Source organism: Lysobacter sp. H21R4 (assembly GCF_015277535.1).
Lineage (GTDB): Bacteria > Pseudomonadota > Gammaproteobacteria > Xanthomonadales > Xanthomonadaceae > Novilysobacter > Novilysobacter ciconiae.
On sequence record NZ_CP063772.1, the window covers coordinates 1327686 to 1344301 of the forward strand.

Here is a 16616-nt window from a genome sequence, read left to right on the forward strand (position 1 = left end):
TCCTTGTAGGCGAGTATCCCGGCTCCAGGCGTCTGGTAATGGGTGGAATCTGGACGACCCGCCGAGCCAAGCTCGGCGGAGGCACGTTACCTGCAGGTGAACGTCCGGAGCGTCAGGACATCGGTTCGGGTTCGCGCATCTCGCCGATCTTCGGCGGCAGCGGGATGAATTCCTCGTTGTCGAGGTCCGGCAGTTTCATGCGCCCGGCGGACCAGTCCTCGCGCGCCTGGTCGATGCGCTCCCTGGAGGAGGACACGAAGTTCCAGTCGATGTAGCGCGGTCCGACCGGATCGCCGCCCAGCGCCATGACCACCGCGTCGCCGTCGGCGGCGATGGTTGCCGGCTTGCCGGGCGCGAGGACGGCCATGACTCCTTGCTCGATGCGCTGGCCGGCCAGCTCCACCGCGCCTCGTGCCACGTAGACCGCACGTTCCGGGTATTCGGCAGGCAGCGAGACCCGTGCGCCATCACGCATGTCCCAGTGGACATAAAACTGCGGAGATTCGGTCCGCACCGGCGAGACCACCCCCGACAGGCGCCCGGCAATGAGTCGCCCGACCACGCCGTCGGCGTCAAAGACCGGCAGCGCCGCGCTGGTGTAGTGCCAGAACCCGGGGTCCATTTCCTCACGCTCGTCGGGCAGTGCGACCCAGGCCTGGATGCCGTCCAGCAGCCCGCCTTCCCGGCGCAGGCGTTCAAAGCGCTCCGAGTGCGTGATTCCGCTGCCCGATGTCATCAGGTTGACCTCGCCGGGACCCACCGCCTGCTCCGATCCGACACTGTCGCGATGCATGATCTCGCCATCGAACAGATAGGTCAGGGTGGACAGACCGATGTGCGGATGCGGGCGCACGTCCGCCTCGCGCGGCAGGCCGGGCGCCATGTCCTTGGGGCCCATGCGGTCAAAGAAGATGTACGGGCCCACCATGCGGCGCTGCGCGAACGGAAGGACGCGTCCGACCTCGAAACTGCCGAGGTCACGGGTGCGCTGCTGGATGACAAGTTCGATCACGCAGGTACTCCTTCTGAGTCAGCTGTCACTGGGCACCTTGCTCAGCATGTGCTCGATGTGCTCGTGGAAGGACTTGAGGTAGTTGCCAAGGAACTTCGCGGTGGACTCGTTCGCGATCTCGCCGGCGTCATTGATCATCCCGTCCTTGAAGTGGATGTAGGCCTCGGGTGAATTCATCTGCGGGGAGTCGAGGAAGCCCAGGATGCTGCGCAGGTGCTGCTGGCATACGGCGGTCCCGATCGCACCGATCGATGCACCGACCACGGCGCTGGGAATCCCGGCAAACGAGTTGGTCCCCCACGGGCGGCTGGCCCAGTCGAACGCGTTCTTCAGCCCGCCGGGAACGGACCGGTTGTACTCCGGGGTCACGATCAGGATCGCATCGCAGCTCTCGATGTCCTTCTTGAATTTGCGTCCGACCTCGGGGTAGTCCGGGTCGTAGTCGTAGCTGTAGATCGGCAGGTCGCGGTAGGAGATCTCCTCGAACTGCAACGCTTCCGGTGCGAGCTTGAACATCGCATTGGCCAGCTTCCGGTTGATCGATTCGGTGGCCATGCTGCCAATCAGGTACCCAACTTTGTACGTCTTCATCGCTCAGCTCCTTGTGCCCGACGGGAGGGACCTCCCGTAGTATCTGGGACCCTTATACGGCCGGGGCAGTAACGGATCGATGAAACACCTTAGCTCCACCGAGCGTCTCTACGCGCTGGTCGCCAATGAAGAGGACGCGCGCGTCTGCACCGACATCAGCGAGGATGCGTGCAGGGAAGTGCCCGGCAACTTCTTCCGCATCATCGTCGCCAGCATGTTCACCAAGATCGGTGACCTGCTGATCAACCCCAAGACCGTGCTGGCCTGGCTGATCGTGGCGGTCGGTGCGCCCCAGGCACTGGTCGGGGTGCTGGTGCCGATCCGCGAGTCCGGCTCGCTGATTCCGCAGCTGGTGATCGGCGCCTGGGTCCGACGGCACCCGGTCCGCAAGTGGTTCTGGGTGATGGGCGCGATCCTGCAGGGGCTGGCCGTGCTCGGCATGGCCCTGGCCGTTTGGCTTCTGGAGGGTGTGCCGGCGGCACTGACGGTGGTGGGTCTGCTGGTGGTGTTCAGCGTCAGCCGCGGGTTCTGCTCGGTGGCCATGAAGGACGTGCAGGGCAAGACCGTGCCGAGGTCCCGGCGGGGACGCCTGGCCGGGTTGGCTTCCACTCTGTCGGGCGTGGTCGCGCTGATCGTCGGGCTGCTGCTGTTTGAGGGCGGCAGTGATCCCAGCATGCGTTTTTACTCATTCCTCCTGCTGGCGGCCGGGCTGTGCTGGTTTGTGGCGGCTGCGGTGTTTGCCGGATTGGATGAGTTCGACGGCGAGACGGCCGGTGGTGGCAACGCCCTGCGGGAGGCCGTCAGCAGCCTCAGCCTGCTGGGGCGCGATGCGCCCTTCCGCAACTTCGTGATCGCCCGGGCGTTCCTGCTGGCGTCCGCCCTGGGTTCGCCGTTCGTGGTGGTACTCGCGCAGCAGAGGGATGAAAGCGCCGTGCTGCTGGGCGGCTTCGTCGTCGCATCCGGGCTGGCCAGCGCGGTCAGCGCAAGCGTGTGGGGCTTCATGGCGGATGCGTCCAGCCGTCAGGTGATGATCCTGGGCGGCGGTCTGGCCGCTGCGGTGTGCCTGTTCGTCGCCGGACTGACGCTGCTGAGTCCCTCGTGGCGCGTCGGCGGATGGTTCTATCCCGGGGCGTTTTTTGTGTTTGCGATCGCCCATTCCGGTGTACGCATCGGCCGCAAGACCTACCTGGTGGACATGGCCGAGGGCAACCGGCGCACCGACTACACGGCGGTCAGCAACACCGTGATCGGGGTGCTGCTGCTGGTGACCGGTGGCCTCAGCGCGGCCGTGGCCATGCTGGGCACTTCCTGGGCCTTGCTCCTGCTCGGGGCCATGGGCCTGCTCGGCACAGCGTGGTCGTGGCGCTTGCCCGAAGTCTCCCGCACGGCGGCCAACACCACCGATGACGGCGAGTGATGAGACCGGATGATGCGCGTCAGAACGCGATGCTGCTCTTCAGCCCGAACACCAGGGCGTTGTCGTTCCCGCGGTTCCCGCCCGGGTGGCGGACGTACTGCAGGTTCGGTCGCAGGGTGACGGACGTTAGCGGACTCCAGCCGTAGAAAACTTCGGCGACGTATTCGTTGCCATCCATCACCGGCCCCGCATCCGCGGGATGCAACTGGTTGTACAGGCGCTGATGGTCGGCCGCGCGGCCGTTCGCGTGGGTGGCGCCAACCGCGAAGCCCGCCGAGTCCTTCGCGCGTCCGAACAGTCCCTGGTATTCCACGCCCAGCGCGATCTGGCGGTCGGTGGCGGAGGTGTCCCGATCGGCTTGCGTGACATTGAGGAAAACCGTGGCGCCTGAATCCCCGGTCCCGCTGATCTTCTGCTGGAAGCTCAGGTAGGCGCCGTCGCGATGACTGTGTTGCAGCGGTTCGCCGTCACTGAGCGCGATCGGCTGCCGATGGCGGTCCCAGTACAGATCGGAACCTTCCGCGCTGCTGTACCACGCGCCGACCTTGTAGTTGCCGGCCCGCCCGTTGAACTGCGGCTTCCAGACGAACTCCAGCGGGATCAGCACGCCTGTCGTGCCGTCGGGGAAATCCGGCTTCCAGCCGTTGCGGCGAGCGTAGCCGTCATCCACGTATTTGGGATTGACCTGATACGCGCCGATCTGCACATAGGTGCTTTCAGTGGTGTTGAGCTTCAAGCGCGTCGCCCACTGGCTCGTGGGCCAGTTCACCCAGTAGTCGCCGACGATGTTGCCGGGCTGGGCGCCGCAAAAGGTGAGGTTCTGGAAATTGCAGGAGAACTGGTGGAAATCCTCCCCCACCGGCAGCCGTCCGATGCGCCAGTCCAGCCTGCCGTCCAGGAAGCTCTGGCCCAGCGCGAGGACGGTCATGTGCAGGGTCTGGCCGCGGCCGTAGACTTCCTGCAGCAGCTGGTTGTTGCCGATCTGCGCATCGGCGCCCAGATCCCGGCCGTTGCGCAAGTCGGTGATCATCCTGGAAGCCGGACCCCGCGTGCCGCGCTGGAAGATCGTCGAGAACTACCGCAACCGCCCCAACAAGCTGGACTACAACGCGCCGTACCCGGACCAGCCCTGGGCGCCCAAATCCTCCGGCGGTCCCTACGCCGATGACTACCTGCAGAATGTCGGCCCGTTCACGCTCAAGCCGGGCATGTTGCGGCTGGTTGGTGGCACGACCTGGCATTACGCCGGTGCGGCGTGGCGCTACATTCCCAACGATTTCAAGATCAGGACGCTGTACGGCGTCGGCCGCGACTGGCCGATCGACTACGACGACCTCGAGCCGTGGTACCAGCTGGCCGAGGAGGCGATGGGTGTCTCGGGCAGCGAAACCGACGACCAGAGCGGCCAGGGCGGCGCGCCTTTTCCGCCGCGCTCCAAGCCGTATCCGATGCCGATGCGGCCATGGACGCATTACACCAAGCGCCTGTCGGAGACCTTCACCGCTGCGGGCCATCACTTCATCGATGAGCCCAACTCCACCAATTCCCAGCCCTACGACGGTCGCCCGGCGTGCAGTGGCAACAACAACTGCATGCCGATCTGCCCGATCGGTGCGCTGTATTCGGGCGAGGTGCACGCCTACAAGGCCGAGCGCGCCGGCGCAAAACTGCTGGAGAACTCGGTCGCCTGGAAGCTGGAGAAGGGCGCAGGCGGCAAGATCGTGGCGGTGCACTACAAGTCGCCGGAGGGCAAGTCGACCCGCATCACCGCCAAGTACTTCATCGTCGCGGCCCACGGCGTGGAAACACCCAAACTGCTGTTGATGTCGGAGGTCGCCAACTCCTCCGACCAGGTCGGACGCAACCTGATGGACCACACCGGCATCGCGTTGAACATGCTCACCAAGGAAGCGTTGTGGCCGGGCCAGGGCCCGGTGCAACAGAGCGGCATCTTCGATCGCCGCGATGGCGAACACCGCAGGCAGTACGCCGCGATCAAGCACTCACCGCGCAACGGCATCGCCAACCAGCTCGTCACCGAACCGCTGCTGGAGGAGGGCTTGATGGGCAGCGAGCTGGACCGGTGCATCCGCCATGACGCCGCGCGCTTTGTCGAGATTTCCACCACCTTCGAGATCCTGCCGCTGCCGCAGAACCGCATCACGCTGAGCCCGAAGAAGGACGCGATCGGCCTGCCCAAGCCGCAGATCTATTACGACGTGGACGATTACTTCCGTACCGCCGTCGACGTGGCCAAGCAGGACTACCAGCGTTTTGTGAAGCTGTTCGAAGCCAAGCTGCTCGATGACGACAGCGGTCCGCAGAACCGCGACCACATCATGGGCAGCGACCCGGCCGATTCGGTCGTGGATGGCGATTGCCGCACGCACGACCACCCCAACCTGTTTCTGGCTACCACCGGTGTGATCCCGGCCTCGGGGGTGATCAATCCGACCCTGACCGGCGCGGCACTGGCCTTGCGCGCCGCCGACGTCATCCGCCGGGAAATATGACCATGCGAGGAGCCCCCATGCCCATGGCGTCGTCTGATCTGGCCCGGCGGATAGTGCTGCTGGTGGTGCTGTGCGTCAGCGGCGGCGCGATGGCGCAGACGGGACAGGACACGAGCCTCGTGGAGCGGGGCCGCTACCTGGCCACCGCAGCGGACTGCGTCGCCTGCCACACAACCGACCCGGCCAAGCCGTTCGCCGGAGGCGTGTCGATCCCCACGCCGTTCGGCCAGATCGTCGCGCCCAACATCACGCCCGATCCCGACACCGGCATCGGCAAATGGACCGACGAGGAGTTCTATCGGGCGATGCACGAGGGGGTGGGCAGGAATGGCGAGAACCTGTACCCGGCGTTCCCCTACGACGCCTTCACCAAGCTCTCGCGCGAGGACGTGCTGGCCATCAAGGCCTATCTGTTCAGCCTGCCGGCGACGAGCCGGGACAATCCGGTCAGCGAACTGGACTTTCCGTTCAACCAGCGCTGGATCCTGTCGGGCTGGAAGCTGCTGAACCTGCGCAAGGGCGAGCTGAAGCCCGACCCGGCGCAGGATGATGCATGGAACCGTGGCGCGTATCTGGTCGAGGCGCTCGCGCACTGCGGCACCTGCCACACGCCGCGCGACTTCAGCATGGGCAGCGACGAGAGCCGGAAGTTCGGCGGCGGCGCGGTCGGCAGCTGGCAGGCCTACAACATCACGCCTGATCCGGTCAGCGGTATTGGTGACTGGAGCGACGATGAGCTGGTGGAATACATGCGCACCGGCCTGGTCGCCGGCAAGGGCGGCGCCGCCGGCGGGATGGGCGAGGCGGTCGAGCATTCGCTGAGCAAACTGCCCGAGCAGGACCTGCGTGACATCGTCACCTACCTGCGCGCGCAGAAGCCGGTCCGCGATCCGGCCGACGAAAAGCCGCGCCACGGCTGGGGCGCGCCGAGCGAGGACGTCAGCGCGTTCCGCGGCGACGAGACCGGTGACAGCCCCGATGGTCGGGCGATCTTCTACGGTGCGTGTTCCTCGTGCCATGGCATGGCGGGCGCCGGCACCGACGACGGAGAATTCCCGCCGCTGTTCGGCAACACCGTGGTCGGTGCCAGGCATGCGAACAACCTGGTCATGGCCATCCTTGAAGGCGTCCATCGCACCGTGGATGGCGAGACCGTCAGCATGGAGGCCTTCGAGCACAAGCTGACCAGCGCCGAGGTGGCCGCGGTCAGCAACTACGTGCTGAAAACCTACGGCAATCCGGCCGGCGCAACGGTCGATGCGGCAATGGTCGATGAGCTGCGCAGGAACGCCGGTGAGCAACCGCTGGTGGCAAAGCTCGCCATGCCGGGGCTGATCATCGGTGTGATCGTCATCCTCGCCTTGGTGTTCTGGTTGCTGACCCGACGCAGGCGCCGCTCGCTCCGCTGAAGACTCTGCCAGCCGCGGAAGGCCAAGGAGAAGGGCAGCTCAGAAGTGGTTGTCGCCGACGAACGTCGGCGGCGTCTGCAGGTCCTGGTCCGCCGCCGCGTTGGCCACCTTGTCGGCAATGAGCGTGCGACGGTCACGCTGATCCTTGAACGCCATCGCCAGCGCGACCACCACCACCAGCGAAATCATGCCGAAGCCAATGACCACGGCCACCGACCAGGACCACCGCGCCAGCGATGCGAAGACCGCCGCGGTGATGACGGCGATTCCCACTGATGTACCAATGCGCTGGCCGGTCTGCATGATCGCCCCCGAGCTGCCCGCATACTCCAGCGGCACCTCGGCCAGCGTCAGGGTCTGGTTGGGACTGATCACGGCGCCCTGCGCCAGGCCGATGAACGACAACGACAGCATGAGCCACCACACGCTCAGGCCATATTGCTCATGCAGGAAAACGACCGCGATGCTGGCGGCGAGGCCGAACAGGGCGAGGAAGAGTCCGGCAATCACGATCCTGCGACCGTACTGGTTCACCCGCCGCCCGGACCAGTGCGCCGCATAGGCCGAGAGCAAGGCACTCGGAATCCCGAACAGGCCAGACTCAAACGCGGTCTTTCCCTGCCCATCCTGCACGTACAGCGCCACCAGCACCCAGATGCTGGTCATGCCGGTGAAGTACAGCGTCATGATGGCCGTGCCGTTGGTAAAGCTGCTGGTACGGAAGATGTCCAGGTCCACCATCGGCGTGTGGCCCAGCCGCGGGCAGCGCTGCTCCCACCGCACCCATAGCCAGACCAGGACGCCTCCGACCGGCAGCAAGCCCCACCACAGCGGCGAGCCACCGGATTCCATGAACGGGTAGAGGATCGCCAGCAGCGCCAACCCCAACAGGATCGAGCCGACCGGGTCCAGCGACCAGAGCCAGCTTGCCGGTTTCTCCCTGCCGCCGGTCGTCGCCTGCGGCGGCTTGCGGAAAAGCGGCTTCGGGAACCACCTCATCCCCAGGATGATCGCGATGATGCCGATAGGCACATTGACCAGGAAGGTCAGGCGCCAGCCGAGTTCCGGCCCGCCGGCGCCGATCAGGAAACCGCCGAGCACCGGGCCGATCGCCACTGAAACGCCCACCGCCGTTCCCAGGTAGCCGAAGGCCTTGCCGCGATCATCGCCGCGGAAGTAATGCTGGATCATCCCGATCACCTGCGGGCTAAGCAGGCCGGAGCCGATCCCCTGGACGAAGCGCGCCGCGTTGAGCCACATCGCATCCGAGGCGAATCCGGCCGCGATGGAGGACACGGTGAAGATGCCCACACCGACGAGGAAGATCCCGCCGCGCCCGACGATGTCGCCCGCGCGCCCGGCGGCCACCAGGATGATCCCGAAGGTCAGCGCATAGCCCGACAATACCCACTGCAGGTCCGACTGGTCGGCATCCAGACCGACCTGGATGGAGGGCAGGGCGACGTTGACGATGCTCACGCCGATCAACGACATGAAGATCACGCCCAGCAGCACCGCCAGGATGCGCCAGCGGCTCGCGCCCTCTGCCTGGTCCATCAAATGGCGGCCACCGCTGCAGACACTGACGATGTACTCGAGAGCAGCTCGAACTGCTTGCCCCAGGTGTTGTTGGCGTCCAGCACCTGCAGCAGCACCGTGGCCACGTCATCGCGCGGGACGGTACCGTGGCGGCCGAGGTCTTTGCCGATCTCCACCTTGCCGGTGCCGGCTTCGTCGGTGAGCGAACCGGGGCGAACGATCGTGTAGTGCAGATCGCTCTCGCGCAGGTGCTCGTCGGCGGCCTGCTTGGCGGCGAGGTAATGCTGCAGGCCCTCGGGTCCTTGTCCCGGCGCGTCGGCGCCCATGGAGGAGACCATCACGAAGCGCTCGATACCTGCCTTCTGCGCTGCATCGATGACCGCGATTGCGCCGTCCCGGTCGACCGCATCGGTCTTCTCCGCGCCGCCCTTGCCGCCCGAGCCCGCGGTGAAAATGACCGCATCGCAGCCGTCCAATGCGGTCTGGATGTCGTGCTCCAGATCCGCCACCACGGTGGCATCGGCGCCACGCTCTCGCAGCTCCGCCGCCTGCTTCGCGTCGCGGATCATTGCCTGGCTTTGATGCGGGCCGGAGGCCATCTGCTGGATCAGCCGACGGCCGATATTGCCGTTTGCACCGACGATGAGGACGCGCATGGGAGTTTTCCTGAATGAGTGAGGCCGGCGCTGTCGCATGCAGCAGAAGCAGGCGGCTCAAAGAACAGGGCTGCGACGATTTGGCTGTGGAAGCCCGGCTGCGGGAGCGCCGGTGCCTGTTCTACGCCATCGGGTGTCCAGTGCGCGTGTGCAAGCACGCTGCGCGTCAGCGCGCGACGGTCGACGCCTCACCTCTGGGCAGGCAATCCGTCGCGAGGTGGTGCCTGCCGGATCCTTACAGGTCGACCGGCAGCGCCTTCTCGACGCGCGCGAACCACTCGCCGTCGACGGGCACAAACATCGCGCAGGTCTCCATCGGTCCCTTGTAGATGTGGACCGAGATCGCGATCTGGTCGCTGCTGCTGTTGCGGATCGCGTGGTATTCGTGCGGCGGGATCAGGCTGCCGGCGCTGCCCGGCCCGGCGATCATGCCGCCGGTGCCGCGGAAGCGGAAGCGCTCGCCGTCGCGCTCAAGCAACTCGTACTGGGTGATGTCCAGACCGCCCTGCCAGACGCCTTCCACGCACCACAGGCCGCAGTGGTCGTGCACGGGGGTGCCCTGGCCGGGCCCCCAGGTCATCGCCACAACGCTGTAGCCGTGCTCGGCGCTGCGATAGATCTCGCGGCGTGCGTAATGACCTTCGATGGGCTCGGAGACGCAATCGGGCAGCTGGATCTCGCTGTCGGGGATGATGCTGGACAGCGCATTGCGCAACGCTGCGGTGACCTGGTGCTCGTCGCCGCGGCTGACGGCGGCATCGAGCAGGGCGACGAGCTTGGCTCGGCCGGGGAAGCTGATGTCGGGCGGGGTGAGGTCGGGCAAGGCGTTTGCGTTCATGTGATTGATTCTACTGGATGGGCTCGCGAGCGCCTGGGCACGCAATCCGCCGATCAGCGCAGGTCGCGCGAATCACAGGCTGTCGAAAAACGTCCGGATTGCCGGGCAGTAGCGGTCGTAGTCCACCAGGAATGCGTCATGGCCTTGCGGGGACGGCATCGGCAGGCACTCCGCCGCTGCGCCGCCCTCGCGCAATCCGTCCGCAATCTCCATCTGCTGCTGCAGCGGGAACAGGACATCGGTCTGCGCACCAATGGTCAGCGCACGATCGATGCGGATCGCTGCGAGTCCGGCGCGCGTGTGGGCCTGGCTGGCCGCGCGGTCGCCCACCTCGCGGTCGGCGCAGTGGTCGCCCAGATCGAACCAGTCCATGGAGCGACTCAGGTACAGGTAGCAGTTGGGATCGAAATGGCGGACAAAGCGGCGCGCGTGGGCTTCCAGGTAGCTTTCCACCTGGAACTCGAGGCCAAAGGGCTCGTCGTCGGTCTGCTCCGGGTCGAGCCTGACCCGACCGAAGCGGCCATCCCATTCCAGCGCCGAGCGATAGGTGATGACGCCCAGCTTGCGCGCCATGCGCATGCCGGACTCCGGGTAGGCTGCGTCGCTGTAATCGCCACCGTTGAAGTTCGGGTCGAGCCGAATCGCCTCGCGCTGCAAGGAGCGGATGGCGATCGACCATGGCAGTGCGCGGGCGGCGCCGGCGACGTTCAGATGCGCGGCGGCGATGCCCGGGTGGCGGATCAGCAGCGACAGCGCGACCATCCCGCCCATCGAATTGCCGACCACGCAGGCCAGGCGGTCGATGCCCAGCGCGCGGACCACATGGGCGAGGGCGTCGGCGCCGTCCTCGATGGAGAGCTCGGGAAAACGGAAGCGGTACGGCAGCCCCGTGTCGGGGTTGCTGGAGGCGGGCCCGGTGGATCCCTTGCAGCTGCCGAGCGGATTGGCGCAGATGACGAACCAGCGATCGGTATCGATCGGCTTACCCGGGCCGACCATCGGCTCCCACCAGCCATCCGCCGGATTGGCCTCGGACGAGGCCATGTGGGCGTTGGGCGAGAGGCCGGGCGCGACCAGCACCGCGTTGTCGGCGGCGGCGTTGAGTTCGCCCCAGGTCTCGTAGGCAATCCGCGCACCGTGCAGGCGGCCGCCGCGTTTCATCGGAAAGGGCGAGGGCAGGTCGATCCAGCGCGTGCCTGGCGGAATGAATTCGGTCATTGCGCGGCCATTATTTGACCACCTGGTCGATCAGCAGCGCCGCGGCGACTTCGGGCCCGGCCTCGACCTCGACCGGCGCCGACTCGAAATCGCCGGGGCGTGCGCTGGCCTCACCGCTGGCGGAAATGCGCGCGCTCAGGCGCACCTGCTCCAGCTCGGACAGCTTCATGGTCGGCATCAGGCTGTCGCTGTCGGTCAGGGTCACCGTGAGCGGGAACGCACCGGCCTGCAGCTTCTTGACCGCGACCGGCACGGGGGACCCATTGGTCTGGCGGGCGATGACGAAGACGCTAGCGCCCTGCGGATACTGCATCGCCAGACGCGGGTCGAGCGATACGCTGACGGTGATGTTCACCGGCGACGCGGCGACCGGTGCGGCCTCAGGCAGCGGTTCCATCCCGGCATCCAGTCGCGCGGCGTCGATCTGCGGACGCAGGCTGGCGGCCGTTGCAGCATCCACCTGGTCGAGCAGCGGTTCCCAGGTCGCGACCGCGGCTGCGGCGTCGCCGGCCTGGCGCTGGGCGATACCGAGGAACCAGCGGGCGCGCTGGTGGTCGGGTTGCTGGGCGAGCGCGCGCTCCAGCATGCTGACCGAGATGGCGTCGAAACTGCGGTCGGCGTGCGAGCGGGCGCGGACCTCGGCGGCTTCGGCGAGGATATCGGGATCATCGGGTGCCAGCTTCAACGCCCGGTCATAGGCATGCATCGACTGCTCGATATCACCTTGCGCAAGATGCGCGCGGGCGAGCAAGCGCCAGCCTTCCACCTGGTTCGGGTCGCGGGCCAGCTCGGCCTCCAGTTGACCGACCGCGTCAGCCAGCGTCTCCGGCGCGGTGCGCTGCAGCGGATCCAGCGCGCGAGGTGTGCCCACAACCGAATAAATCAGCCCGGCGCTGGTCGCCAGCAGCACCGCCAGCGCGATGCCCGGCAAGGGACGGCTGCGCCACAGCGGCCGCAGCACCCACAGCATCGAGGCCAGGGCCATGCCAAGTCCGGCGATCACGAAAACAGTCATCACCACTCCTGGTCTTCATCAATGGCGGCGGTGGCTTTTGCGTTGTCAGCGGTTCCGGCCGCACCCATCCGCGCATGCCGCCGGACCACGTTGATCACGACCACCGCGCCGGCCAGCAGCACCAGGGCCGGGCCGAACCAGAGCAGCCAGGTCTTGGTGTCCATCCGCGGCCGGTACAGCACGAACTCGCCGTAGCGCGCCACCAGGTACTCCTTGACCTCCGCGTTCGACTTGCCCTGGCGCATCAGCGTCAGCACCTCGTGGCGCAGGTCCTGGGCGATGGCCGCATTGGAGTCGGCCAGTGACTGGTTCTGGCATTTGACGCAGCGCAACTCGCCGGCAAGGTCGTGGAAGCGGTCGGCTTCGGCCTGGTCGGTGAACTGCATCGGCGAGGGGTCCCTGACCGCCTGCGCGACGGCCAACGCCGGCAACAGCAGGGCGAGCAGCAATATCAGCGGCCAGGATCGCCTCATGATTCAGCGTCCATGCGATCGAGCAGGGGGATGAGCTCGTCGTCGAGGATCTGCTGGGTCACGGTGCCAACGTGCTTCCAGCGAACCACACCCTTGGCGTCGACCAGGAAGGTCTCCGGTGCGCCGTAGATACCCCAGTCCAGCGCGGTCTCGCCGCTGTAGTCGGCCAGCACCACGAAGTAGAGGTTGCCGAACTGCTCCAGCCAGCGCAGGGCGTCTTCGCGTTCGTCCTTGAGGTTGTAGCCGACCACGCGCACGCGCTTGGTCTCGGCAAATCTGGTGAGCACCGGATGCTCGACCCGGCACTCCGGGCACCAGCTGCCCCAGACGTTCATCAGGTACGGCTCGCCCAGCAGGTCCCTGGACGAGATGCGGTAGGACGCGTCATGCAGCACCGGCAGGTCCAACGCCGGCGCCGGCTTGCCGATCAACGGCGAGGGCAGGGCTTCGCGATCCTGGTTGCGGCTCAGGATCACGCCCGCCAGCAGCAGGGCGCCAATGGCCGCAGCGGCCAGCAGCGGCACCCAGCGCGAGAAGGTCGATTTTTCGATGGGAGTCATGGCGTGGCCTCGGGTCGGACAGCAGGCGGCGCCGGCCGGCGGAATCGTTTGTCGGAAGCCGATACCAGCCCGCCAAGCATCATCAGCAGCGCGCCGGCCCAGATCCAGCGCACGAACGGCTTGACCTGCATCCGCAGCGCCCAGGCGTCGTTGCCCAGCGACTCGCCGATTGCGACGTAGAGGTCGCGGGTGACGCCGCTGACGATCGCCGCCTCGGTCATGACTTCGCCGCCGCTGGCGTAGGTGCGCTTCTCGGGGTGCAGCTCGGCAAGCGGCTTGCCGTCCTTGAACGCGTGCACGGTGGCGTAGCTGGCGGTGTAGTTCGGGCCCTGGCGCATGTCCACGCCGTCGAAGCGGAACGCGTAGTGGCCCAACTCCACGGTCTCGCCGGCCTTGACCGCCACTTCCTTCTGCTGCTCCAGGCCTTCAACCAGCAGTGCGCCGACCAGGAACACCGCCACGCCCAGATGGGCCAGGGTCATGCCCAGCATTTCGGCGGTCATGCGCGTCTTGGTGCCCTTGTAGCGGGACCACACGAAACGCAGCGTTCCCAGCCCCACCCAGGCGGCGCCGAAGATGCCCGCGGCCACCTTCCAGCGACCCTGCGGTGCAAGGAAGAACGCGGCCACGCCGGCCACCAGAGCAACGAGCAGCCACGGCGCCAGCATTGCGATCACCCGCGATGGCTGGTCACGCTGCCAGCGCGTCAGCGGCCCGAAGGGCAGCAGCAACACGATCGGCGCCATCAACAGGATGAACAACAAGGCGAAGTAGGGCGGCCCGACGGAGATCTTGCCCAGCTCCAGCGCGTCGGCCAGCAGCGGGTACAGCGTGCCCAGCAGCACCATCGCGCAGGCCGTCGCCAGCAGCAGGTTGTTGGCCAGCAGCAGGGTTTCCCGCGAATAGACCGCAAACGGCTTGTCGTGATGAATTCCCGGCGCACGGATGGCGTAGAGAACCAGCGAGCCGCCGATCACGATGCCCAGGAAGATCAGGATGAACAGGCCGCGCGCGGGATCAGCCGCGAAAGCGTGCACGCTGGTCAGCACGCCGGAGCGCACCAGGAAGGTGCCCAGCAGCGAGAGCGAGAAACTGGCAATCGCCAGCAGCAGGGTCCAGCCGCGGAAGCTGCCGCGCTTCTCGGTAACGGCCTGGGAGTGCAACAGCGCGGCACCGGCCAGCCATGGCATGAAGCTCGCGTTCTCGACCGGATCCCAGAACCACCAGCCGCCCCAGCCGAGCTCGTAATACGCCCACCAGCTGCCCAGCGCGATGCCCAAGGTAAGGAATGACCAGGCGACGTTGGTCCACGGCCGCGTCCAGCGCACCCAGCGCGTGTCCACCCTGCCGTCCAGCAGCGCGGCGATGGCGAAGGAGAACGGCACGGCGAAACCCACGTAGCCGATGTACAGCATCGGCGGATGGATGATCATCCCCGGGTCCTGCAGCAGCGGGTTGAGGTCGCGGCCTTCCATCGCGGCAGGCAGCAGCCGCTCGAACGGGTTGCTGGTGAAGATCAGGAAGGCGAGGAAGCCCAGGCTGACAATGCCCATCACTCCGAGCACGCGGGCGACCACCTCCGCCGGCAGGCGCTGGGAGAACTTCGCCACCGCGCCCGTCCACAGCGTGAGCACCGTCGCCCACATCAGCAGCGAGCCCTCGTGCGCGCCCCAGACGGCGGTGTAGCGATAGCCCAGTGGCAGCAGGGAGTTGGAGTTCTCCGCCACGTACCGCAGCGAGAAATCCTGGGTGACAAAACCGATCGTCAGCACCACGAACGCGAAACCCACCAGCACCATCTGCGCGTAGGCCGCCGGCCGGGCGACCGCCATCCAAGTGTGGATGCCGCGGTGGGCACCAATGAGTGGCAGCGCGGCCTGCAGCGCCGCCACCAGCAGGGCAAGAATCAGGGCGAGTTGGCCCAGCTCCGGCAGCATGCCTACGGCCCCGCCGGCGTATCGACGTCGTGTTTCTGGTGCGCGATGCCCATCTTGTCGGCCACTTCCTTGGGCATGTAGGTCTCATCGTGCTTGGCCAGGACCTGCTCGGCGACGAAGCGGTCGCCCTCCATCCTGCCGGTGGCGATCACCGCCTGGTTTTCACGGAACAGGTCCGGGAGGATGCCGGTGTAGACGACGGGCATCTCGGCGTCGCCGTCGGTCACGCTGAAGTGCGAGTCCAGCGATCCGTCGGTGCGTTTCAGCGAACCTTCGGCAACCATGCCGCCGAGGCGGAACCGCGCCTGGCCCGATGAGACGTCCGCGCCGGCCTCGCCGGTGATCACCTCGTTGGGCGTGTAGAGATAGGCGACGTTGCGCTGCAGCGCCATGGCCACCAGCGAGGCGGCGATGGCGGCGGCGACGACAAGGGCAAGCACCCAGATCAGGCGGCGGCGGCGAATCGGATTCATCGGGTCAACTCGTTGGAGACGGAGGTCGGCGCCTGGTGCGCGCGGGCGGCGGCCTGCCGCGCGACACGGCGACGTGCGGTGCGCAACTCCCTGCGCACCTGCAGCCAGCTGGCGAGGAACTCCCCGCCCAGCACGACCGCAAACACCGCGTAGGCGGCAATCACATAGCCCAGGTAACTCATGGCGAGATACCCGGGCTCGTCTGGGGCCTGTCACCGGTCGGCGCGGACGCCAGCGCGGCGACCCAGGCCTTGCCCGATTCGCGGCGCAGGTTGTCGGCGCGCGCGCGCACCAGCAGCGCGCCGATGAACCACAGCTTGGTACCGACCAGCATCCAGATCAGCGGCTGCAGCATGCTGGGGTCCATCGTCGACTCGCCCAGCAGCCGGATCGTCTGCCCTTGGTGCAGCGAGTTCCACCACACCACCGAGTAGCGGATGATTGGCAGCAACACCACGCCGACAATCGCCAGCAGTCCTGCGGCGCGCGCGGCACTGCGGCGGTCATCAATCGCGTTGTACAGGCCGATCACGCCCAGATACAGGAACAGCAGGATCAGCTGGGTGGTCAGGCGCGGGTCCCAGTCCCACCAGGTGCCCCACATCGGCTTGCCCCAGATCGAGCCGGTGGCCAGGGTAATCAGGGTGAACCCGGCGCCGATCGGTGCACAGGCCATCGCCAGGATCTCGCACAGCTTGATCCGCCAGACCAGCGCGATCGCGGCGTAGATCGCCATCAGGCCGAACACCGCCAGGCTCATCCATGCCGCCGGCACGTGGATGTACAGGATGCGGAAGCTGTCGCCCTGCTGGTAGTCGGCCGGCACGGTGAACAGGGCGCCATAAATACCCCACGCCATCACCAGCAGGCCCAGCCCGTACGCCCAAGGCGCCCAACGGGCGGCGAAACGGTCGAAGGTGGGAGGCGAACCGAGTTTGTGGAACCACAGAACGATGGGATTCATA

The 16616-nt window shown here is 66.8% G+C and carries 17 protein-coding genes; 3 read left to right on the top strand and 14 right to left on the bottom strand.

The window, feature by feature from the left end:
- Positions 1 to 112 precede the first annotated feature (112 nt).
- Positions 113 to 1012: a pirin family protein gene (locus INQ40_RS06100; RefSeq protein ID WP_194342249.1), complete on the bottom strand. Its 900-nt coding sequence runs from the start codon at positions 1010 to 1012 to the stop codon at positions 113 to 115.
- Positions 1013 to 1030: 18 nt separating this feature from the next.
- The gene (locus INQ40_RS06105; protein ID WP_194342250.1) at positions 1031 to 1603 is read right to left on the bottom strand and encodes an NADPH-dependent FMN reductase; all 573 of its coding nucleotides are present in this window, start codon (positions 1601 to 1603) and stop codon (positions 1031 to 1033) included.
- 79 nt (positions 1604 to 1682) lie between these two features.
- On the opposite strand from INQ40_RS06105, the gene INQ40_RS06110 reads away from it, so the two are divergent.
- A complete protein-coding gene (locus INQ40_RS06110; RefSeq protein ID WP_194342251.1) occupies positions 1683 to 3020 on the top strand; it encodes an MFS transporter in 1338 nt (445 codons plus the stop codon).
- Between the two features lie 19 nt (positions 3021 to 3039).
- Here INQ40_RS06110 and INQ40_RS06115 read toward each other — a convergent pair whose 3' ends face one another.
- The gene (locus INQ40_RS06115) at positions 3040 to 4050 is read right to left on the bottom strand and encodes a carbohydrate porin (RefSeq protein ID WP_194342252.1); all 1011 of its coding nucleotides are present in this window, start codon (positions 4048 to 4050) and stop codon (positions 3040 to 3042) included.
- Between INQ40_RS06115 and INQ40_RS06120 the strand changes: the two genes are divergently transcribed.
- Together INQ40_RS06120 and INQ40_RS06125 are read left to right on the top strand one after the other, a co-directional pair.
- Positions 4031 to 5533 (top strand): GMC family oxidoreductase, encoded by a 1503-nt coding sequence (locus tag INQ40_RS06120; protein ID WP_228482151.1) that lies wholly within the window; start codon positions 4031 to 4033, stop codon positions 5531 to 5533. The genes INQ40_RS06115 and INQ40_RS06120 overlap by 20 nt on opposite strands.
- Before the next feature lie 23 nt (positions 5534 to 5556).
- Positions 5557 to 6942, top strand: a complete 1386-nt coding sequence (locus tag INQ40_RS06125) for a cytochrome c (protein WP_194342254.1) — start codon at positions 5557 to 5559, stop codon at positions 6940 to 6942.
- A gap of 39 nt (positions 6943 to 6981) precedes the next feature.
- Here INQ40_RS06125 and INQ40_RS06130 read toward each other — a convergent pair whose 3' ends face one another.
- The 11 genes from INQ40_RS06130 to INQ40_RS06180 all read right to left on the bottom strand — a co-directional run bounded on the left by INQ40_RS06130 (position 6982) and on the right by INQ40_RS06180 (position 16615).
- Positions 6982 to 8499: an MFS transporter gene (locus INQ40_RS06130; RefSeq protein WP_194342255.1), complete on the bottom strand. Its 1518-nt coding sequence runs from the start codon at positions 8497 to 8499 to the stop codon at positions 6982 to 6984.
- Positions 8499 to 9137: an SDR family oxidoreductase gene (locus INQ40_RS06135; protein WP_194342256.1), complete on the bottom strand. Its 639-nt coding sequence runs from the start codon at positions 9135 to 9137 to the stop codon at positions 8499 to 8501. The genes INQ40_RS06130 and INQ40_RS06135 overlap by 1 nt, the downstream gene beginning before the upstream one ends.
- Before the next feature lie 235 nt (positions 9138 to 9372).
- Complete coding sequence (locus INQ40_RS06140) at positions 9373 to 9975, bottom strand: cysteine dioxygenase family protein (protein WP_194342257.1); 603 nt, start codon at positions 9973 to 9975, stop codon at positions 9373 to 9375.
- 72 nt (positions 9976 to 10047) lie between these two features.
- The gene (locus INQ40_RS06145; protein WP_194342258.1) at positions 10048 to 11193 is read right to left on the bottom strand and encodes a homoserine O-acetyltransferase; all 1146 of its coding nucleotides are present in this window, start codon (positions 11191 to 11193) and stop codon (positions 10048 to 10050) included.
- 10 nt (positions 11194 to 11203) lie between these two features.
- Positions 11204 to 12208, bottom strand: coding sequence for a tetratricopeptide repeat protein (locus tag INQ40_RS06150; RefSeq protein ID WP_194342259.1), 1005 nt, complete (start codon positions 12206 to 12208; stop codon positions 11204 to 11206).
- On the bottom strand, positions 12208 to 12681 hold the full coding sequence (locus tag INQ40_RS06155; RefSeq protein ID WP_194342260.1) for a cytochrome c-type biogenesis protein: 474 nt from the start codon (positions 12679 to 12681) through the stop codon (positions 12208 to 12210). Before INQ40_RS06155 ends, INQ40_RS06150 begins: the two co-directional genes overlap by 1 nt.
- Positions 12678 to 13241, bottom strand: a complete 564-nt coding sequence (locus INQ40_RS06160) for a DsbE family thiol:disulfide interchange protein (protein ID WP_194342261.1) — start codon at positions 13239 to 13241, stop codon at positions 12678 to 12680. The genes INQ40_RS06155 and INQ40_RS06160 overlap by 4 nt, the downstream gene beginning before the upstream one ends.
- The gene (locus INQ40_RS06165; protein WP_194342262.1) at positions 13238 to 15178 is read right to left on the bottom strand and encodes a heme lyase CcmF/NrfE family subunit; all 1941 of its coding nucleotides are present in this window, start codon (positions 15176 to 15178) and stop codon (positions 13238 to 13240) included. Before INQ40_RS06165 ends, INQ40_RS06160 begins: the two co-directional genes overlap by 4 nt.
- A 2-nt stretch (positions 15179 to 15180) precedes the next feature.
- Positions 15181 to 15651, bottom strand: a complete 471-nt coding sequence (ccmE, locus tag INQ40_RS06170) for a cytochrome c maturation protein CcmE (protein WP_194342263.1) — start codon at positions 15649 to 15651, stop codon at positions 15181 to 15183.
- Positions 15648 to 15833, bottom strand: a complete 186-nt coding sequence (ccmD, locus tag INQ40_RS06175; RefSeq protein ID WP_194342264.1) for a heme exporter protein CcmD — start codon at positions 15831 to 15833, stop codon at positions 15648 to 15650. The genes ccmE and ccmD overlap by 4 nt, the downstream gene beginning before the upstream one ends.
- Positions 15830 to 16615: a heme ABC transporter permease gene (locus INQ40_RS06180; protein ID WP_193987039.1), complete on the bottom strand. Its 786-nt coding sequence runs from the start codon at positions 16613 to 16615 to the stop codon at positions 15830 to 15832. The genes ccmD and INQ40_RS06180 overlap by 4 nt, the downstream gene beginning before the upstream one ends.
- Position 16616 lies beyond the last annotated feature (1 nt).